21 protein-coding genes are annotated in these 17,979 nt (G+C 74.3%); 11 read left to right on the forward strand and 10 right to left on the reverse strand.

Annotated features, from left to right (window positions below; all coding sequences use genetic code 11):
• Positions 1-282: 282 nt before the first annotated feature.
• A complete protein-coding gene (gene bla, locus ACFU7Y_RS06615) occupies positions 283-1,191 on the reverse strand; it encodes a class A beta-lactamase (RefSeq protein WP_380766661.1) in 909 nt (302 codons plus the stop codon).
• Positions 1,192-1,342: 151 nt separating this feature from the next.
• Entirely contained in the window at positions 1,343-2,146 is an 804-nt protein-coding gene (locus tag ACFU7Y_RS06620; protein ID WP_380766662.1) for an SAM-dependent methyltransferase, read from the reverse strand.
• Between the two features lie 235 nt (positions 2,147-2,381).
• Between ACFU7Y_RS06620 and ACFU7Y_RS06625 the strand changes: the two genes are divergently transcribed.
• Positions 2,382-3,032, forward strand: a complete 651-nt coding sequence (locus ACFU7Y_RS06625) for an RNA polymerase sigma factor (protein WP_380766663.1) — start codon at positions 2,382-2,384, stop codon at positions 3,030-3,032.
• Entirely contained in the window at positions 3,029-3,760 is a 732-nt protein-coding gene (locus ACFU7Y_RS06630; RefSeq protein WP_380766664.1) for a hypothetical protein, read from the forward strand. The genes ACFU7Y_RS06625 and ACFU7Y_RS06630 overlap by 4 nt, the downstream gene beginning before the upstream one ends.
• Before the next feature lie 126 nt (positions 3,761-3,886).
• Here ACFU7Y_RS06630 and ACFU7Y_RS06635 read toward each other — a convergent pair whose 3' ends face one another.
• From ACFU7Y_RS06635 to ACFU7Y_RS06650, 4 genes are all read right to left on the reverse strand, one after another.
• The gene (locus tag ACFU7Y_RS06635) at positions 3,887-4,564 is read right to left on the reverse strand and encodes a 4'-phosphopantetheinyl transferase family protein (RefSeq protein ID WP_380766665.1); all 678 of its coding nucleotides are present in this window, start codon (positions 4,562-4,564) and stop codon (positions 3,887-3,889) included.
• A complete protein-coding gene (locus ACFU7Y_RS06640; protein WP_224281554.1) occupies positions 4,561-5,352 on the reverse strand; it encodes a hypothetical protein in 792 nt (263 codons plus the stop codon). Before ACFU7Y_RS06640 ends, ACFU7Y_RS06635 begins: the two co-directional genes overlap by 4 nt.
• 4 nt (positions 5,353-5,356) lie before the next feature.
• On the reverse strand, positions 5,357-5,647 hold the full coding sequence (locus ACFU7Y_RS06645; protein WP_224281553.1) for a phosphopantetheine-binding protein: 291 nt from the start codon (positions 5,645-5,647) through the stop codon (positions 5,357-5,359).
• Between the two features lie 124 nt (positions 5,648-5,771).
• The gene (locus tag ACFU7Y_RS06650) at positions 5,772-6,704 is read right to left on the reverse strand and encodes a 3-oxoacyl-[acyl-carrier-protein] synthase III C-terminal domain-containing protein (RefSeq protein ID WP_380766667.1); all 933 of its coding nucleotides are present in this window, start codon (positions 6,702-6,704) and stop codon (positions 5,772-5,774) included.
• A gap of 142 nt (positions 6,705-6,846) precedes the next feature.
• On the opposite strand from ACFU7Y_RS06650, the gene ACFU7Y_RS06655 reads away from it, so the two are divergent.
• The 4 genes from ACFU7Y_RS06655 to ACFU7Y_RS06670 all read left to right on the forward strand — a co-directional run bounded on the left by ACFU7Y_RS06655 (position 6,847) and on the right by ACFU7Y_RS06670 (position 10,244).
• Positions 6,847-7,146 carry a hypothetical protein gene (locus tag ACFU7Y_RS06655; protein WP_380766668.1) on the forward strand — a complete coding sequence of 100 codons (300 nt, stop codon included), beginning with the start codon at positions 6,847-6,849 and terminating at the stop codon, positions 7,144-7,146.
• Positions 7,143-8,288 carry a glycosyltransferase gene (locus tag ACFU7Y_RS06660; protein ID WP_224281550.1) on the forward strand — a complete coding sequence of 382 codons (1,146 nt, stop codon included), beginning with the start codon at positions 7,143-7,145 and terminating at the stop codon, positions 8,286-8,288. Before ACFU7Y_RS06655 ends, ACFU7Y_RS06660 begins: the two co-directional genes overlap by 4 nt.
• Before the next feature lie 176 nt (positions 8,289-8,464).
• Entirely contained in the window at positions 8,465-9,439 is a 975-nt protein-coding gene (locus ACFU7Y_RS06665) for an ATP-binding cassette domain-containing protein (RefSeq protein ID WP_380766669.1), read from the forward strand.
• Between the two features lie 40 nt (positions 9,440-9,479).
• Positions 9,480-10,244, forward strand: coding sequence for an ABC transporter permease (locus ACFU7Y_RS06670; protein ID WP_224281548.1), 765 nt, complete (start codon positions 9,480-9,482; stop codon positions 10,242-10,244).
• Between the two features lie 125 nt (positions 10,245-10,369).
• Here ACFU7Y_RS06670 and ACFU7Y_RS06675 read toward each other — a convergent pair whose 3' ends face one another.
• The 4 genes from ACFU7Y_RS06675 to ACFU7Y_RS06690 all read right to left on the reverse strand — a co-directional run bounded on the left by ACFU7Y_RS06675 (position 10,370) and on the right by ACFU7Y_RS06690 (position 13,871).
• Complete coding sequence (locus ACFU7Y_RS06675) at positions 10,370-11,656, reverse strand: PLP-dependent aminotransferase family protein (protein ID WP_380766670.1); 1,287 nt, start codon at positions 11,654-11,656, stop codon at positions 10,370-10,372.
• A gap of 76 nt (positions 11,657-11,732) precedes the next feature.
• Positions 11,733-12,668, reverse strand: coding sequence for an alpha/beta hydrolase (locus tag ACFU7Y_RS06680; RefSeq protein ID WP_380766671.1), 936 nt, complete (start codon positions 12,666-12,668; stop codon positions 11,733-11,735).
• A gap of 26 nt (positions 12,669-12,694) precedes the next feature.
• The gene (locus tag ACFU7Y_RS06685) at positions 12,695-13,471 is read right to left on the reverse strand and encodes a methyltransferase domain-containing protein (protein WP_224284308.1); all 777 of its coding nucleotides are present in this window, start codon (positions 13,469-13,471) and stop codon (positions 12,695-12,697) included.
• Positions 13,472-13,610: 139 nt separating this feature from the next.
• Entirely contained in the window at positions 13,611-13,871 is a 261-nt protein-coding gene (locus ACFU7Y_RS06690) for an alpha-hydroxy-acid oxidizing protein (RefSeq protein ID WP_380766672.1), read from the reverse strand.
• Positions 13,872-14,056: 185 nt separating this feature from the next.
• On the opposite strand from ACFU7Y_RS06690, the gene ACFU7Y_RS06695 reads away from it, so the two are divergent.
• The 5 genes from ACFU7Y_RS06695 to ACFU7Y_RS06715 all read left to right on the forward strand — a co-directional run bounded on the left by ACFU7Y_RS06695 (position 14,057) and on the right by ACFU7Y_RS06715 (position 17,864).
• Positions 14,057-15,484 (forward strand): class I adenylate-forming enzyme family protein, encoded by a 1,428-nt coding sequence (locus ACFU7Y_RS06695; RefSeq protein WP_380766673.1) that lies wholly within the window; start codon positions 14,057-14,059, stop codon positions 15,482-15,484.
• 82 nt (positions 15,485-15,566) lie between these two features.
• Complete coding sequence (locus tag ACFU7Y_RS06700; protein WP_224284311.1) at positions 15,567-15,842, forward strand: phosphopantetheine-binding protein; 276 nt, start codon at positions 15,567-15,569, stop codon at positions 15,840-15,842.
• Positions 15,839-16,105 (forward strand): acyl carrier protein, encoded by a 267-nt coding sequence (locus ACFU7Y_RS06705; protein ID WP_380766674.1) that lies wholly within the window; start codon positions 15,839-15,841, stop codon positions 16,103-16,105. Before ACFU7Y_RS06700 ends, ACFU7Y_RS06705 begins: the two co-directional genes overlap by 4 nt.
• 38 nt (positions 16,106-16,143) lie before the next feature.
• Entirely contained in the window at positions 16,144-17,247 is a 1,104-nt protein-coding gene (locus ACFU7Y_RS06710; RefSeq protein WP_380766675.1) for a beta-ketoacyl-[acyl-carrier-protein] synthase family protein, read from the forward strand.
• A gap of 11 nt (positions 17,248-17,258) precedes the next feature.
• Positions 17,259-17,864, forward strand: coding sequence for a hypothetical protein (locus ACFU7Y_RS06715; RefSeq protein ID WP_380766676.1), 606 nt, complete (start codon positions 17,259-17,261; stop codon positions 17,862-17,864).
• Positions 17,865-17,979: the final 115 nt, after the last annotated feature.

The raw sequence follows: 17,979 nt of genomic DNA on the forward strand, positions 1-17,979 counted from the left end.
GCGCGGGGCCGACCGAGCCCCGCGCGCCTGGAAGACCGCCCCGAAGCCGAAGCAGACGGTCGCGGCCGACGCGGTGGTGAGTCCCAGCAGCATGCCTCTCCCAGCCCTCGCGGGCAGCATCCATCCACCACCAGTCTGTGCCCGGCGGGACGGGGCCGCACGGATGGGACGAAGGGGGTGAGGGCATCAGTGGGACGACTCTGCGGGCCCGGCGGCCCGCACCGCCGGATGCGGGCCACCTGGGAGCCGGGCCCGGGCGGCAGGAGCCCGGTACGACCGGTGCTAGCCGAGCGCGCCCGCGAGCAGCGTGGCCGTACGGGCGACCAGGGGTTCGTCCATCGGGGCCGCCTCCTCCGCCGGCTTGCTGCTCAGCACGGCGAGGAGGACGGGGGCGCCGGCCGGGGTCCAGGCGATGCCCACGTCGTTGGTGGTGCCGTGGCGGCCGGTGCCGGTCTTGTCGGCGAGGGCCCAGTCCGCCGGGAGGCCCGCGCGGAAGCGCCGGACACTGGTGGTGTTGGCCCGCAGCCAGGCGGTGAGCTGGTCCCGCTTGGCCGGCGGCAGGGCGCTGCCGAGCGCGAGGCGGCCGTAGGTGTGGGCGATGGCCTGCGGGGTGGTGGTGTCGGTGCGGCGGTCCGGTTCGGCGCTGTTGAGTTCGGACTCCCAGCGGTCCAGGCGGGTGACGCGGTCGCCGATCGAGCGGGCGAAGCGGGTGACGGCAGTCGGTCCGCCGAGTTCGCGGAGCAGCAGGTTGGCCGCGGTGTTGTCGCTGTACTCGATGGTGGCGGCGCAGAGCTCGCCGACGGTCATGCCGTTCGCCAGGTTCTCCGCCGTGCCCGTGATCGGCGCGCCGGGGCCACCACCCACGACGCCTCCGGCCCGCGTGATGTCCTCGGCGGTGTACCGGATCCGCTTGGCGAGGAACTCGCCGTCGCGGTCGAGGTCCCGCAGGACGGCGGCGACGGCGACGGTCTTGAAGACCGAGCAGATCGGGAACAGCTCGTCCGCGTGGTACCGGACCGTCCGGCCGGTGGTCAGGTTGCGGCCGTAGACGCCGAGGCGGGCGGAGTGCTCCTGTTCCAGGGCGGCGAGGGCCTGGTGGAGGCCGGCCCCGGCGGCCGGGTCGTTCGCCGTCGCCGCGAGGGCCGGGCCGCCGGTCGCGGCGGTGACGGCGACGGCTGCTCCGAGACCCATGCCGAGGACGGCTCGGCGGCTGCGGCGGGCTTGCGAAGGCTGCGGGTGCATGCTCCCCCTCTGATCGGATGTCGCGGCGCGAGCCGCTTTCTCGATCAGGACGCCGCAGGTTCGCCGATGGTTCGTCAGCTGTGCGAATCGGCACGGGTGTTCACGGCCGGATGGCCACCGCCGCGTACGCCGATGCCTCCGAGAGGGCGACGGGGGCCTCACCGGGTGCGGGCCGCCACTGCGGGGTGGCGACGACGCCCGGGTCGAGCAGGGTCCAGCCGGCGAAGAAGCGGGCGATCTCCGACCGGCTGCGGGCCTGGGCGGCGGTGCCGGCGGAGGAGTAGACGCGGACCAGGTTGGCGATGTCCTCGGGCGCGAACTCGGGGGTGACGTGCGTCATCACCAGGGCGCTGCCGGGGGCGAGGGCGGACTTGAGGTGCTCGACCAGCCCGTGAGCGCCGCGGGCGTCGGGGACGAAGTGGAGCAGGGCGTTGAGGGAGAGCGCGACGGGCCGGGCGAGGTCGATGGTCTCGCGCAGACCGGGGGCGGCGAGCAGCCGGGCCGGGTCGGTGACGTCGGCCTCGACGTAGGCGGTGCGGCCCTCGGGGGTGCCGGTGAGCAGGGCCTGGGCGTGCGCGAGCACGATCGGGTCGTTGTCGGCGTAGACCACCCGGGCGCCCGGCCGGATGGCCTGGGCTATCTCGTGCAGGTTGGGCGAGGTGGGGATGCCGGTTCCGATGTCGAGGAACTGATCGAAGCCGGCCTCGGCGAGCGCCTGGGTCGAGCGGTGCATGAAGGAGCGGTTGACCCGCGCACCGGTACGCAGCCAGGGCGCCACGGCGAGGGCGTGCCCGGCGGCCTCGCGGTCGGCGGCGAAGTTGGTGAAGCCGCCGAGGAAGTAGTCGTACATCCGGGCCGAGTGCGGCACGTTCAGCCGCAGGTCCACCCCGTCGTAGAGGCCCATCGCACTCCCCGTCCGCTGCGCTCCTGATCGATCGTTTGCTGCCCACGACGGGCGGGGGCCAATCGCGGGTCAAACGGCACCCGACGGTGCCCACCGACGATCGCAGCCCATGAGATGACAATCTGTATTCGAATTGCAGCCTGGAGTGACCGACCTGATGGAATGAGGATGGACGCAGACAGCCCGACCCTCGGGTGGCCCGGCAAGCAGCCGACGGCCACGGAAAGCAGGCTCGATGACGATCGACAGGGGTGCCCACGTGCGCGGGCACCGGGGCGGGGCGGCCGTGGCGTGCACCGGCAGGACGGGGCCGCAGTGGTCGGCCGGCCCGGAGTCCGGCCTCCGTTCCGAGTCCGGTCTCCGCCTGGACCTCACCTACGCCGCCTTCTGCGAGACGCATGAACCCGCTTGGCACGCCCTCGCGTTGACCCGGATAGGCAACCAGTCCGATGCGGCGCTGGTGGTCGGGGCGGTGAAGGCCGACCTGGCCCGCTGCTGGCCACAGGTGCTGCGGTTCGAGGAACCGGCCGCCTACGCCTGGCGGTTGGCCAACCGGCACGTCTCCGACTGGGTGGCCGGCGAGGAACCGGTCGAGGTGGAGGCCGTCACCTTCGCGGCGGTGATCGGCGCCTTCAAGCAGGTGGCGAAGGGGCTGCTGCACAGCGAGGCGGACGAGGTGCGGCTGTACGCGGCGATCCTCGAACTGCCGGAGCGCCAGCGGGACGTGGTGATCCTGCGGTACCTGCTCGGCCTGCACGTCAAGGTGATCGCGGCGTACCTGGGGCGGCCGGTGGCGACGGTGCACTCCAACCTCCGGCACGCCCGGGACCGACTGGCTCGCCGACTCGGAGTGGGTGAACTCCCGGACGGAGGAGGTGATCTGTGACGGCGAGACCGGACGAAGGCGCCTCGGCCGGAGCGGGTCCGGCCGACGGCGGGCGCACGGTGTTCCGTGTCCCGCGGCCCGAACGCGCCCATGCGGAGCGGATCGCCGCCGTACGCCAGGCCCGACTCACCGCCGCACCCGCCCACCTGCCGTCGGAGCACGAGCAGGCCGCCTTCGAACTCGGCCTGGTGGTGGCCCTGGTGCTGGGGGCGCCGGACGCCTCGCGCGGGCTCGACCTGCTGGTGAACGCCCGCCGGATCGAGCCGGAGGGGGCCGAGGTGTTCGGCGCGCTGCTCTACGCCACCGGCAAGGAGGAGGGCGCCGAGTTCTGGTGGCGCTTCGCGGCCGGATCGGGCAGCGGGACGGCCGCGTACTGCCTGCACCTGCACCATCTGATGCTCGGCGAGAGCGACGACGCCGACTACTGGCGAGCCTGGTCGGACCAGCTGGCGGCGGCCGAACGCCCGCCCGGGCCGCGGGCGTTGCGGATGAACCGGCCGCTTCTGCCGGACGACGTACGGCGGGACATCATCTCCCGGGTGCACCGGGGGCTGGCTCCGCAGCTGCCCCCGGCGCTGGTCGCGGTGATCGACCGGCTGCCGGTGCAGGACGGCGACGAGGAGGAGGTGCCGAACCCGTGGGGACTGACCTCGGGGGCGACCTCCGCCTGCTCCTGGGACGGCCTTCCGTGGGGAGGGTTGGACGGTCACGACAGCCCGTGGGGGTGAGTGCCGCGCGGGCTGCCGCGATCATCCCTTCAGGTGAGCGCGCACAGCCGGGCGAGGCCGAGCGGGACGCCGGCAGCGCCCTCACCAGCCGATCCAGACCAAACCGGGACGCGATCCGATGGACTGTCAATTCGGCTTCCATGAACATGCGTTGACATGTATCGGCGAATCCCCGAGGGCTGCGACGGCAGCCCGGAACGGCCCCGTGACGGAGACGTCGCAGAGCCGCAGCGGGCCGGCGCCGAGCCTGCCCGGATCGGCCACCAGCACCGGCGAGGGACCGGCCACGGGCACGCCGAAGGACTGCGCGAGCCGCCCGCCGTACGCCTTGACGCAGGCCTCGCGGCGGCACCACAGCATGGTGAACCGCGCCGCCCGCTCGGCCGGTTCGGCGGGCTCGGCGACGAACCACGCCTCCTCGAACGGGAACCAGCGGGCGGCCATCCGCTCGGCCGTCCGGGGATCGTGGAGCCGCTCGACGTCGACGCCGACGGCCCGCCCCTCTGCGAGGGCCAGCACCGCGAGCGCGCCCGAGGCCGACCAGCTGACCCGCAGCTCGCCGGCGTCCGCCGGCTCGGGCTTGCCGTACGGACCGTACCGCCAGACCAGCTCGGCCGGGCACACGCCGAGCCGGGCGGCGACCAGCTGCCGGACGGCGCCGCGCACCACGGTGAAGCGCTCACGCAGCCCGGGAGACGTCCGCGCCGCCCGGGCACGTTCGTCCGGGTCGAGAAGCCGCCACAACTCGGCTGCCGAGGCGGCCGGTTGGCGCGTATCGATCAGCCAGAGGTCGATCGCCGTCATGGCAGGGTCAGCGTGCTGAGCACGCCGAGCCGACGGTCGTACCCGGCCAGCAGCGCGGGCCGACCGTCCGCCCGCCACTGCGGCAGGTGTTCCGCCAGCTCCGCCCAGAGCCCGGTGAACGGCTGGGCCGGCGGTGGCTCCTCCGTACCCGAGCCGAAGCCGGGGCCGAGCAGCAGCGCCGCCCCGGGCCCGAGCTCCGCGGCCCCGGCCCGGACGGCTTCCTCCGGGGAGATCGCGCCCCGGGTCTGCCGGACGGCCAGACCGGCGCCGGGGGCCTCCTCGCAGACCAGCACCGCCACCGCGTGCCGGTCCGGCAGCGGTACCGGCCCGGGCGGGTCGTAGTGCAGCGCGGTCTGTTCGGCGAGCACCACCACGGCCCGGCGGCAGGTGCCGGTGCGCTGGTGTGCGGCGGCCAGCCGCAGGGCGGTGAAGGCCGCCGCGCCACCCTGGTCGCAGACCGCGAAGGCGAGCGGGCTTCCCGGGACGGACCGGCTGAGCGCCAACGAGGACGGCGCGCCGGGCCGGACGTCCGGGGTGTCGAAGGCCAGGATCAGCAGGTCCGCCGGCTCGCCCTCGGCGAGCGCCTCGCGCAGCAGCCCGGCGGCCAGCTCCTCGTAGGAGTGGCCGACGCCCTCGCCCAGCAGGTCCTCGCGCAGCGGCAGGCCGTAGGGGCGGACGAGGTCGGAGACGAAGACCCGCAGGTCCGGGTCGAGCGAGGTCTCCGACCGGCCGTCGAAACGGCGGGCCAGTGCCCCGGTGATCCGCAGGCCGGTCGGGCCGGGGGCCACCCGGTCAGCCCTCGGGGATGACGTGACCGGCGACGTAGTCGGCCAGCTTGGTGACCGACCGCAGGTCGTCCTCGGTGATCTGCTCGACGTCCACCTGGATGTCGAGGGACTCCTCCAGCTCCAGGATCAGCTCGATGGTGCCCGCCGAGGTGAGGCCGAGATCGTCGAAGAGGCAGGCGTCCTGCGGGATCTCGGGCAGTTCGCGCTTGAGGACGCGAGGCAGGAGCTCGCCGATGCCGTGCAGGATGCGCTCGCGCAGTTCGGGGTCGGTGGTCTGGACCACAGCTTCTGACATGGGTGTCCCGTCCCGTCGTACGTGGGATGTGCGCTCCGGGGCTTGCGGGCGGCCCGGGGCTCTGGGGTGGTGTGGGGCCGGCGTCGCTTTGCGGACCGCGGCTGCCGGCGGAACCGGCGGTCCGTCAGTACCGCATCGCCATCGCGGAGAAGGTGGCTCCGACACCGGCGGCGGCGATCAGGTAGTGGTCGCCGCGGCGGATCAGCCCCCGCGTGGTGGCGGTGTGGAGATTGATGAGGCTGTCCGAGGCGAAACTGTGCCCGACCGACCGCACGTTGTCCAGCACGACTTTCTCGACCGGGTAACCGATCCGGCGCGCGATCATCCGCCAGGACGCCTGGTTGACGTTGTGCGGCAGGATCGCGACCAGGTCGGAGAGGTCCAGACCGGCCTGGTCCAGGGCGGCCTCGATCGCCTCCACCATCACGTTCGGGTACTCCCGTTGGTAGCGGGCGAGCAGGTCCGGGTCCCCGGCCAGCCGACCGTCGAACTCCGGGCGCTGGCGCACCACGAAGGAGAGCATCCGGTGGCGCTCGCCGTCGGCGCTGACCAGGCAGGCGGCCGCGCCCTCGGCGAAGATGCCGGCCTCGGGCACCACCTGGGCGTCCCTGGTGAAGGTCTTCTCGCCGGTCAGCACCAGTGCGAGCGCCGCCGGGTCGGGTTCGTCCGCGAGCAGCCGGCCGGCCAGGTCGATGGCCAGCAGGCCCACCGCGCAGGCGTGGTGGGTCACCGTGAAGGCGTTGGCGTGCGCCAGTCCACGGGCGTCGAGCAGGTCGTGCAACGGGTTGAGCGGGTGGGGCACCGCCACCGGCATGCTGCGGGCGTGGATCACGAAGCGGATGTCGCGTTCGCGTCCGCGCAGCTCCGGCAGGTTGTCCAGGGCGGCGTCGAGCAGGTCGGGCAGCGTCCCGGCCGGGTCCAGACGCAGCTGGTCCAGGCCGTGGAAGCGGCGGAAGAGACGGAGTTGACGTGGGGTCAGGCCGATGCGCTCGCCCACCGCCTCGATGGGCACGGCGTGTGGGGGGAGGTGAACGGCCACTGCCTCCAGTGCGGTCACGCGGGCTAGTATTCCCACGCCCGCCGGGTCGCACAAGTGATCCCGGGCCCTCCTCCGTCGCCGCCGTTCTCCGGAAGCCGTCAACTGCGCTCCGGTGCGGCCGCGTTCACCCCCGTGCCGTCGAGCAGGTGGGAGATCTCTCATGCCGAATCCTGAACCCCCCTATCCCGCAGCCCCGTTGAACCAGGACCTGGTCGATCTACTGGTCGAGGTGGCCGGCGCGCCGCCCGGCTGGGCGCGGCACGTCACCCCGGACGCCCGACTGGACGGCGACCTGCTGCTGGACGAGGGCGAACTCGCCGAACTCGCCGGACGGCTGCGCGAGCACTTCGGCCCGCGGACCGACCTGGCGGCGCTGCGCGCCGGGCTGGACCTGGCCGCCCTGGAGGCCCTGACCGTCGCCGACGTGCAGCGGCTGCTTCCCGAGAAGGGCGCGCGATGACCCGGTTCCTGCTGGTGATGCCGCCGTTGACCGGCCACGTCAACCCGGCCGCGGGCATCGCCGCCGAGCTGACCGCACGCGGCCACCGGGTCGCCTGGACCGGCGCCGAGTCGGTGCTGCGCCCGCTGCTCGGCCCGCGGGCCCGGGTGCTCGGCACCGGCACCCGGGCGTTCCGGGCCCAGGGCGGACACGGGCTGGCCGCGTTGCGTTCGCTCTGGGAGGGCTTCGTCGTTCCGTACGCGCGGTTCACCGCGAGGCCGCTGGACGCGATCGTGCGGGAGTGGCGACCGGACGTGCTGCTGGTCGACCAGCACACTCCGGCGGGCGCTCTGGTCGCGCACCGGCACGGCCTGCCGTGGGCGTCCTTCGCACCGGGGGCGATGGAACTGGGCCGCCCCTACCGGGCGTTGCCGCAGGTCGAGGCCTGGATGACCGGGCTGCTGCACGGGCTGTGGGAGCGCGCCGGACTGCCCGCGGAGGAGTACCTGGACCCGCGCTTCTCCCCCTTTCTGGTGCTGGCGACCACCGGCCCGGCGCTGACCGGCTCGACCCCGCCGCCGGAGCACGCGCTCGTCGGCCCGGTCATGTCGGCGCGGCCGCACGATCCGGACTTCCCGTGGGAGCGCCTGCTGCCCGGCCGGCGACGGGTGCTGGTCACCATGGGCACGCTGGCCGGTGAGCCGGGCACGGACTTCCTGGCCCGGTCCGTCCGGGCGCTGGAACTGTGCGGCGACGACGCGCAGCCGGTGTTCGCCGCGCCGCGCGAGCTGCTGCCCGAACTCCCCGCCCGGGCCGTGGCGGTGGACCGGGTGCCGGTGCTGGAGCTGATGGCACGCGGCGAGCTGGACGCGGTGCTCTGCCACGGTGGGATGAACACCGTGGGTGAGGCCCTGGCGCACGGCCTGCCACTGGTCGCCGCACCGATCCGGCACGATCAGCCGATCGTGGCCGGCCAGGTGGCGGCGGCGGGCGCGGGGCTGCGGGTGCCGTTCGCGCGCGTCGCACCGGAACGGCTGGCGGACGCGCTGCGGGCCGTTCTCGACACGACGGAGCACCGGGAGCGGGCGGTTCAGGTCGGGAGGGAACTGCTGGCCGGGGGCGGTGCGGCAGCCGCGGCGGACCGACTGGAGGAGCTCGGCTGAGCGGGCCCGGACCGACGCCCCCCTTAGCAGACCGGGAGCGCGCACGTCCATTGGTCTAGGCCATTGTTTCCGGGGTCGGGTTCACCCTAGGGTGTCGCAGCAGCACCGCCCTCCGCAGGTGCCGGGCCCCGCCTTCCCAGGTGCCGTGGCAGCCCATCCCCGTACGGGAGTTCCGGTTGATCGAGACCACGGGACTGCGCAAGTCCTACCGCAAGAAGACCTCCCGCCGCGGCGGCGGGAACCCCACCGTCGACGCCGTCCGCGGCATCGACCTGTCGGTCGCCGCCGGCGAGATCTACGGCTTCCTCGGCCCCAACGGCGCCGGGAAGACCACCACCCTGCGCATGCTGGCCACCCTGATCCGCCCGGACGGCGGGCAGGCCACCATCGCCGGGGCCGACCTGTTCACCGACCCCGCCGGGGTCCGCCGACGGATCGGCTACGTCGCCCAGGGCGGCGGCACCACCGACAACGTCAGCGGCCGCGAGGAGCTGGTGCTCCAGGCCCGGATGTACGGCGCGGCCAGGTCGCAGGCCGTCCAGGCCGCCGCGGACGCGCTCAAGGCCTTCGACCTGGCCGAATTCGGCGACCGCCCGTGCGCCACCTACTCCGGCGGCCAGCGCCGCCGGGTGGACATCGCGCTCGGGGTGATCCACCAGCCGCGGGTGCTCTTCCTGGACGAGCCCACGGTCGGTCTGGACCCGGCCGGCCGGGCCCACGTCTGGGAGGAGATCCGCCGGCTGCGCACCGAGGGCATGACGGTGGTCGTCACCACGCACTACCTGGACGAGGCCGACGCGCTCTGCGACCGGGTCGCGATCGTCGACCACGGCCAGGTGGTGGCCGAGGGCAGCCCCGAGGCGCTCAAGCGCGAGATCTCCGGCGACGTCGTGACGGTCGGGCTGGCCGCCGGGGAGGCCGCCGTCGAGCGGGCGGCCGAGGTGCTGCGCCCGCAGCCGTACCTGCACCGGCTGGAGCACAACGGCGACGAGGGGCTGCGGCTGTACCTGGAGGACGGCGCCGCCGCCATCCCACGGCTGCTGCGCGCCCTGGACGCGGCGGGCGTGACGCCCGGCACCGTGCAGCTCCAACGACCCAGCCTGGACGACGTGTTCCTGGCCCGCACCGGCCGCTCACTGCAGCAGTCCTGACCGCGCCCCACCCGGACCCGCACAACCCCCTGGGGAGACCGTGAAGCTCGCCCGCGACACCTGGCTGGTCTTCCAGCGCCAGCTGCTGCTCATGATCCGCACCCCGGTCTGGATCGCCGTCGGCATCATCCAGCCCGTCTTCTACCTCCTGCTGTTCGCCCCGCTGCTGAAGAAGGTGCTCGCCCCGGAGGGCGCGAACAGCTACGCCGACGCCTACCAGGTGTACGTGCCCGGCCTGTTGGCGGTGCTGTGCATCTTCGGCGGGCTGTTCACCGGCTTCAGTCTGCTCGGCGAGCTCAAGGCCGGCATCATCGAGCGCTCCCGGGTGACGCCGGTGAGCCGGTTGGCGCTGCTGCTCGGGCGGGCGCTGCGGGAGATGGTGGCGCTGCTGGTGCAGGCCGTCCTGATCACACTGATCGCGCTGCCGTTCGGACTCCGGGTGAGCCCGCTGAACCTGCTGCTCGCCTACCTGCTGCTGGGCCTGCTGGCGCTGATGACCTCGGCGATCTCCTTCGGCATCGCGCTGATGGTGCCGACCGACGCGGCGATGTCACCGGTGGTCAACACCATCGCGCAGCCGATCGCCCTGCTGTCGGGGGTGCTGCTGCCGCTCACCCTGGCACCGCAGTGGCTGCGGCAGGCGGCCGAGTGGAACCCCTTCTACTGGGCCGTGGAGGGCATGCGCGCGCTGTTCGCCGGGCACGCCGGGGACAGCGTGGTCTGGCAGGGGCTGCTGGTGGTCGTGGTGATGACCGTCCTGGCGGTGTACTGGTCGGCCCGGCTGTTCTCCACCCGGGTGCGCTGACGGACACCGACGAGGGGCCCGGCTCGCGGTGAGCCGGGCCCTCCGGCGTGCCGGGGCTCGTCCGGGTGGCCTCACGCCGCCACGAAGGCCGCGCAACCGCAGGCCGCCGTGAACGCCACCTGGCCTCAGGCCGCCATGAACGCCGCCAGCTTCGCCACGCCGTCGATGATCTGTTCCTGCGTCAGCGAACTGACGGACAGCCGCAGCCGCTGCTCACCACCGCCCGCCGGGTAGAACGGCGCCATCGGCGTCCAGAGCACCCCGTGGTCGCGGGCGCACCGCTCCACGGCCGCCTCGTCGGCGACGAACGGCACCGCCAGCACCGTGAAGAAGCCGCCGTCCGGCCGGTTCCACGAGACGCCCAGCCGGCGCCGCACGGAGGCCGGGAAGTGCCGCTCCAGCTCCCGCAGCAGGGTGTCCGTGCCGGCCGCGTAGTGGGCCGTGGCACGGGCGTTGGCGGCCCGCAGCCGACAGCCGTGGGTCAGCAGCATGCCGCCGATGACGGCCTGGCTGAGCGCGGGCGTGTTGACCGTCGTCATGCTCTTCAGCTTGGCCAGCTCGTCCGCGAGCAGGCTGCGCCGACCCTCGGGGCCGGTCACCTCCTGGTCGGCGACCACGTAGCCGAGGCGGGCCCCGGGGAAGCAGGTCTTGGCGAACGAGCCCAGGTAGACGACCTGGCGGCAGCCGTCCAGCGCCTTGAGGGTGGGCCGAAGCCCCGGGGTGCGGGAGAAGAAGCCGTACGGGTTGTCCTCGATGACGAGCACGCCCTCCTCGGCGGCCACCTCCAGCAGCCCGGTGCGGGCCGCGACCGGCATGCTGGCGCCGGAGGGGTTGGCGAAGTCCGGGACGACGTAGAGGGCGCGCGGGCGGCGCCCCTCGGCCCGGACCGCGCGGGCGGCCGCCCGGACCGCCTCCGGGTCGGGGCCGCCGTCCGGCCCCTCGGGGACGGGACGGACGGTCAGGTCGAGCAGCCGGGCGGCGCCGGTCACGCCGACGTAGCAGGGCGAGCTGACCAGCAGGACGTCGTCCGGGCCGGCGCACAGGGCGCGCAGCGTCAGCAGCATGCCCTCCTGGGCGCCGACCGTGACCACCACGGCCCCGGGGTCGACGGTCAGGCCCTCGTCGTTGGCCAGCGAGCGGACGACCAGTTCGTTGATGATGCCCTTGGTCGGTCCGTACTGGAACAGCGCGGTGCGCACCGCGTCCCGGCCGAGGCCGCGGTCGGCCAGGTGGTCGAGGTAGGTCTCCAGGTAGGCCGGGACGTCCTCGGGCTCGAAGAAGCCCTCGTAGGGGCGGCCGGGGGCGAAGGAGACGGCGTCCGGGTAGCGGGTGGTGACCTCGTTGAGGAAGGTCATCGCATCCAGCAGCGGATCGGCCAGGGAGGCGTGGAGGTCGTTCAGGGAGAGTCTCACGCCCCCGCCCCTCCCCCGCTCTCGGCAGAGGTGTTCGCCCGTGCCCGCCCTGCGATGACGCGCTCGCTCCACCCGGTCACCGCAGCGCCTCCCGGAGACACCGGGCCGCGTGGGCCTGGGCCTCGACGGCGGCGTCCAGGGTGCCGGTCATGGCGAAGAAGCCGTGCGGCATGCCCTGGTAGCGGCGCAGCGCCACCGGGACCCCGGCGGCGCGCAGCGCCTCGGCGTACTGCTCGCCCTCGTCCCGCAGCGGGTCGTACTCGGCGGTCAGGACGGTCGCGGGCGGCAGGCCGGCCAGGGTGGCGGCGCGCAGCGGGGAGGCGTACGGGCTGGTGCCGTCGCCCTGGTCGGCCAGGTAGTGGCCCCAGTACCAGGCCACGGAGCGGCGGTTGAACAGGGCCGGGTCGTCGTGGGCGCGCAGCGACGGGGTTTCGGCGCCGTGGTCGGTGTTGGGGTAGACGAGCAGCTGGTGGCGCAGGATGGGGCCGCCCTCGGCGCGCAACAGGAGGGTGAGCGCGGCGGTGAGGTTGCCGCCGGCGCTGTCGCCACCGACCGCGAGCCGGTCCGGGTCGATGCCGAACTCCTCCGCGCGTTCGACGAGTTGCCGCAGGGCGGCGCGGCAGTCGTGCAGCGCCGCGGGGAAGGGGTGTTCGGGGGCGAGCCGGTAGCCGACGGAGGCGGTGACGCAGCCGACGGCGTTGGTGAGCCGGCGGCAGATCGCGTCGCTGGTGTCGGGCGAGCCGAGCGTCCAGCCGCCGCCGAACAGGTAGAGCAGGGCGGGCAGTCGGCGGCCCGGCGCCTCGGGGCGGTAGAGCCGCAGCGCGAGTTCGCCGCCGGGACCGGGGATGCGGTGCTCCTCGACGGCGGCGACCGGCTCGGGGGTGCCGGACACTGCGCGGATGTCCGCGAGGTCGGCGGCACGGGCCTCGGCGAGGGTGAGGGTGTAGAGCGGCGGGGTACCGCTGTTCGCGCGCCGGGCACGCAGCGCCTCGGCCTGGGGGTGCAGGGGCATGGGCGGATCCGTTCGGTGCGAGGAGGTCAGCAGTCTGCCTCGACGTAGAGGGTCTCGTCGGTGCGGAAAGCCGTGTCGAGGTCGGCGACGTCCGGACGGGTGCCCTGGCGGTAGGCGCACTGGCGAATCCGGTCGGGCTCGAAGCCCGCCTGGGTGAGGACGTGCCGCAGCTCGTCCAGGTCGTAGATCCACTGGTGCCCGAAGTACCGGAAGATCTGGTTGACCAGGAAGGCCGGGCGCTCGGGCATCGGCGGGCCGAAGCCCAGGGTGGTCAGCCGGCGCCGGTGCTTGGTGAGGAAGCCGTCGCCGGTGGCGTAGCCGACCAGGTAGCGGGCGAGGTCGGGGGTGGTCAGGCGCAGCACGCCGCCGGGGCGCAGCACCCGGCGGGCCTCGCGCAGCCAGCCGATGGCGACGGGCATGGTGACGTGCTCGATCAGGTGCTCGGCGTACACCCAGTCGACGCTGGCGTCGGCGAAGGGCAGCGGTTCGGCGATGTCGAGCCGGGTGAACCAGCGGTCGCCGTCGACCCGGTAGAGGGTGCCGGGTTCGGTGACGGTGTCGGGGCTGCGCAGGGCGGCGAGGTCGGTGCCGAGGCCGTCCGGGTGGGCGGTCCGGAACGCGGCGAACTCGATTCCGGTGATGCCGAGTTCGCGGAAGCCGGCGTGGTCGTGCGGCAGCCCGTCGGGGCGCGCTTCGAGCTTGTCGCAGGTGGCGACCTGTTCGCTGAAGGCGTCCAGGCGGGGTGCCAGCCCGTCGGGGTCGTCCCAGTCCCAGCCGGGGAATCGTTCGCTCTGCTCGGTCATGTGTCGGACCTCCTGGGGGGAGAACGCGGTTCGGGTACGGCACGGTTCAGCGGCCGCGCGGGGTTCGGGGGTGGGCGCTTCTGGTCCGGCTCGCTTTCCTGTCCGTGATCCCGGGATGACGCCTCCGTACGGTTCGGGTTCAGCCGACCGGGCGGGGCCAGGGTGCGAGGGCCGTGCGGTCCAGGTCGGCGAGCCGGGGGCGTCCCGACAGGGCCCGTGCGGGGTCGCAGGCGGAGACGTCGACCAGGGTGCGCGGACGCAGCGCATGGCGTCCGAACATCTCCCGGTCGGCCGCCAGGGTGCGTTCCTCCCCGCTGCCGCCTTCGATGAAATCCCAGGTTTCCGGTGGGAGTTGGGCGCGCGCGGCGCGCTCGATCCCGGCCGGCGTGAGAACTCCCACGGGCATTCCTCGCTCCAGGACGGCCACGCGCGGGCCGGCCCCGGTTGGGCAGCGTAGGAGCAACAACCACATTGGTATAGACCTTGATTTGACCAAACGTCTGTGCCATGGTCTGGCCACGGAATCGGCCGTTCGGGCTTGTTAACGGCGTCCATGTCAAATCCCCTCACGTGTGTGGAGCCGCGTTGACCGGCTTTTCCCCCTCCGTACGTCCGGCTGCCTTCCTGCCGCACTCCGACGCCCCGGACTCCTGGGTCGACCGGCTGCTGCTGGCGGGCCCCGGCGGCGAGGAGTGCCTGCATTTCGGCGCGCCGCTCGACCGGGACACCCTGCGCGCCCTGGTCGACGAGCAGTCCGTCCGGCTGGCGGCCACCGGGCTCGGCCCCGGCGGAACGGCGGCCCTGCGACTGCCGCCCTCGGTGGCGTTCGTCGCGGTGCTGCTGGCATGCTGGCGGCTCGGCGCGCAAGTCGCGTTGCTCGACCACCGGTTGACCGACCACGAGGTCGACGCGGCGGTGGCGCGGCTGGCCCCGCAGGTGCTGGTAGGCTCCGCCCATCGGTCCGCGGCGGCCCTGCGCGGCTTCTCCGAAGTCGAGCCGGTGGCCGTCCCGCTGGCGGACGGGCGCCCGGCCCGCACCGGACACGCGCTGGTCCAGCTCAGCTCCGGATCCACCGGTCCGGCCAAGGTCATCGCCCGCACCGCGGCCGACCTGCTGCGCGAACTCGACTGCTACCGGAGGCTGGTGGAGTTCCCCGGCGAGGGCGAGCGGGTCGTCCTGCTCTCCTCGGTGGTGCACGTGCTCGGTCTGATCGGCGGGCTGCTCAACAGCCTGCACGCCCGGGCCGCACTCACCGTGCCGGAGCGGATGACGGCGGCGGGCATCCTCGCCGAGGTCGCCGCGAGCGGCCGGCCGACCACCGTGATCGGGGTGCCCTTCCACGCAGAGCTGCTGGCGGGGGCGATCGCTCCCCCGCCGCTGCCCCGGCTGCGGCGGATGGTCGTGGCGGGCGAACTCGTCCGCCCGGGCCTGCCCGCGCTGTTCACCGAGCGCTACGGCGTCCCACTCGGGACCATGTACGGCATGACCGAGACCGGGGTGATCGCCACCGACCTCTCCGGTACGCTCCACCCCGCCAAGCAGCCCGTGCACGGCATGGAACTCCGCCTGGTGAAAGGCGAGTTGCAGATCGGCACGGCGTCCTCCCCCTACCCCGGGCTGGACGATCCGACCCGCTGGTCGGACGGCTGGCTGCACACCCGGGACGCGGCCGAACCGGCCGCCGACGGCCTGGTCACCGTGCTCGGCCGGCTGGACTCCCAGGTCTCGATCGGCGGCCTGAAGGTCGACCTCACCGAGGTCGAGCAAACACTCACCGCACTGCCCGAGGTCCGCGAGGCCGTGGTGGTCTTCGACGGCGGCGCGATCGAGGCCTACCTCGCCACCGAACCCGAGGCCGATCTCACCTCCGTCCAGGACGGGCTGGCCCGCCGCCTGGCCGCCTACAAGCGGCCGCGCCGGCTCGCCCGGCTGGAGCGCCTTCCCCGCACCGCCACCGGAAAGCTGCTGCGCGACCCGGCCGCCCTGCGCGAGACCGCGGCCACCGCCGACTGACCGTACGTTCGACCGCGCGCCGGCCGCGTCGGCCGCACCCCGATTCCGTTCGCACCACCACCCCGACAAGGAGCCCACCACCATGCAGGACCGCATCCGCGCCTTCGTCCTGGCGGCACTCGCCGACATGCAGTACGACGTCTCCGAGGTCACCGGGGCCACCGACCTCGGCCCGGCCGGGCTGGACCTCGAATCGCTCGCGCTGGCCGACCTGTCGGTGCAGGTCGAGGACGAGTTCGGGATCAAGTTCGACCTGGACGAGATGGAGACCACCGCACTGATGACGCTGGACGAGTTCACCGCCGACGTCGCCCGCCGGATCGACGCCCTCGCCGCCACCTCCGGCAGTGCCGCGTGACCGGCTCCCCACGCCCCGACGCCCTGCCGGACCGGGCCGAGGTCCTGACCATGCTGGCGGCGTTCGGGCAGCGCGCCGTCGACACCGTTCCCGAGGAACTCGGATCGCTCGAACTCACCTGGCTCGTGGCAGAGTTCGAGCAGCGGTACGGGATCCAGCTGGACCTGGACGACGACCGCTTCGACGCGGTGCGCACCGTCGCCGGCGCCACCGAACTGCTGCGCGAGGCCGTCCTCGCCGACCGCGCGGGCGCGCCCCGGTGAACCCCGCCGGCACGGGCTCCGGCCCACCGGGCCGGGCAGTGGTCACCGGTGTCGGGGTGCTCAGCGCCGCCGGGCGCGGACTCGCCGCGCTGACCGGGGCCGCCACCCACGGCAGGCCCCTGTTCGGCCCGGTCACCCGCTTCGACGTGAGTGCCCGCCGCACCTCCCGGGCCGCCCTGTTCCCCGACACCGTGCCGCCGGCCTGCACCTTCCCGCTGGCCAGGGCCGTGCTCGACGCGATCGGCCAGGCCTGCCGGCAGGCCGGGCTGAGCGCCGCCGAGGGCGTCGGCCTGCCCGTGCTGCTCGCCCTGCACAGCGACGAGCGCACCCGCGCGACCGCCGCCGCGGTGGCCGCCGGGGTCCGGGCCGACTGGGGCGCGCCGGGCGTCACCCTGGTGTACAACGGCGCCTGCGTCGCCGCCGCGACCGCCGTCGCCGACGCTGGCGCCCTGGTGGCCACCGGACGGCACGAGCGGGTCCTGGTCGCGGCCGGCCACCTGGTCGAACCGGGCGTCTTCTCCGTCTTCGACGCCGGACGGGCGCTGGCCCGGGACGGCGAGGCGCGCCCGTTCAGCGCCGGCCGCACCGGCACCCTGCTCGCCGACGCGGCCGTCGCCGTCCTGGTCGAGTCCGCCCCGGCCGCCGAACGGCGCGGTGCGCCCGCGCTCGCCCGGCTGGCCGGCTGGGGCCGGGCCGGGGACGCCCACCACGTCTGCCGCCCGGAACCGGAGGGCGTCGGGGCGGCCCGCGCCATCGAGGCCGCACTCACCCGCGCGGGCGTCGGCCCCGCCGAGGTCGGCTACGTCAACGCCAACGGCACCGGCTCCACCCTCGCCGACCGGGCCGAGGCCCGCGCCCTGCGTCGGGTGTTCGGCCCACACACCGACCGCCTGCCGGTCAGCTCCAGCAAGTCCGTGCACGGGCACGCCCTGGAGGCCTCCGCGCTGCTCGAACTCGCCGTCACCATCGGCGCGTTGGGTACCGGTCTGCTCCCGGTCAACGCCGGCTGGCTCGGCCCGGACCCGGACCTCGCGCTGGACCTCGTCCTGGACGGCCCGCGCACCGCCCGTCCCCCGTACGCCCTCAGCCTCAACTCCGCCTTCGGCGGCGCCAACACCGCGCTGCTGCTGGCCCCGGGATGACAGCCACCGCCATGACCCCTGCCGACCACACCCACGGACTGCGGATCCTCGCCGAGGCCCGCCGCCCCGCGCCCGGCCTGGACGGGCCCCCGCCACCGCTGCCCGGCTTCGCCGCCTCCGGCTTCAACCCACTGGTCGCCGACACCGCCGAGCGCTGCCTGCGCGCCCACCACGGCGAGCCGCCCGCCCGCGGGCGGACCGCCCTGCTGCTCGCCAGCGCGAGCGGCGACCTCGACACCGCGCGGGCCATCGAGCACAGCGCCGAACCCGGACAGCGGACCGGCCCGCTGCTGTTCTTCCAGTCCAACCCCAACGCCGTCCTCGGGCACATCTCCGCGCGCTGGGGCCTGACCGGCCCCATCGCGGCGATCTGCCCGGCCGAGGCCGAACCCGGCCGCGTCCCGGCCGAGGCGTTCGAGCTCGCCGCGCTGCTGCTCGACGACGGCGACGCCGACCGGGTGCTGGCCCTGGCCGTCGAGCAGACGCCCGACGGGGACCGGGCCGCGGCCGTCCTGCTCGCCGGTCCGACCGGCGGTGGACCGCGCCCGACGGCCAGGACCGACGAACGGACCGGGAGCGCCGACCGAACTGAACCCGCCGCCCACCCCCGACCGTAGGAACCATCGAGGCCCGGCGCCTGACGCAGCCGCACCCGGCACACCAGCGCCCCGTCCGACCCCGCCTCGCTCCGGACACCCGCCGCCCGCGCGGCCGACCGACCCTGCCACCCGA

It is taken from the genome of Kitasatospora sp. NPDC057542 (assembly GCF_042801945.1).
In the GTDB taxonomy this organism is placed as follows: Bacteria; Actinomycetota; Actinomycetes; order Streptomycetales; family Streptomycetaceae; genus Kitasatospora.

Bases quoted from the DNA above. Each gene is read 5' to 3' on its own strand.
- bla (WP_380766661.1), bottom strand. From the start codon at position 1,191: ATGGGTCTCGGAGCAGCCGTCGCCGTCACCGCCGCGACCGGCGGCCCG.
- ACFU7Y_RS06620 (WP_380766662.1), bottom strand. From the start codon at position 2,146: ATGGGCCTCTACGACGGGGTGGACCTGCGGCTGAACGTGCCGCACTCG.
- ACFU7Y_RS06625 (WP_380766663.1), top strand. From the start codon at position 2,382: ATGACGATCGACAGGGGTGCCCACGTGCGCGGGCACCGGGGCGGGGCG.
- ACFU7Y_RS06635 (WP_380766665.1), bottom strand. From the start codon at position 4,564: ATGACGGCGATCGACCTCTGGCTGATCGATACGCGCCAACCGGCCGCC.
- ACFU7Y_RS06645 (WP_224281553.1), bottom strand. From the start codon at position 5,647: ATGTCAGAAGCTGTGGTCCAGACCACCGACCCCGAACTGCGCGAGCGC.
- ACFU7Y_RS06655 (WP_380766668.1), top strand. From the start codon at position 6,847: ATGCCGAATCCTGAACCCCCCTATCCCGCAGCCCCGTTGAACCAGGAC.
- ACFU7Y_RS06660 (WP_224281550.1), top strand. From the start codon at position 7,143: ATGACCCGGTTCCTGCTGGTGATGCCGCCGTTGACCGGCCACGTCAAC.
- ACFU7Y_RS06680 (WP_380766671.1), bottom strand. From the start codon at position 12,668: ATGCCCCTGCACCCCCAGGCCGAGGCGCTGCGTGCCCGGCGCGCGAAC.
- ACFU7Y_RS06685 (WP_224284308.1), bottom strand. From the start codon at position 13,471: ATGACCGAGCAGAGCGAACGATTCCCCGGCTGGGACTGGGACGACCCC.
- ACFU7Y_RS06700 (WP_224284311.1), top strand. From the start codon at position 15,567: ATGCAGGACCGCATCCGCGCCTTCGTCCTGGCGGCACTCGCCGACATG.
- ACFU7Y_RS06715 (WP_380766676.1), top strand. From the start codon at position 17,259: ATGACCCCTGCCGACCACACCCACGGACTGCGGATCCTCGCCGAGGCC.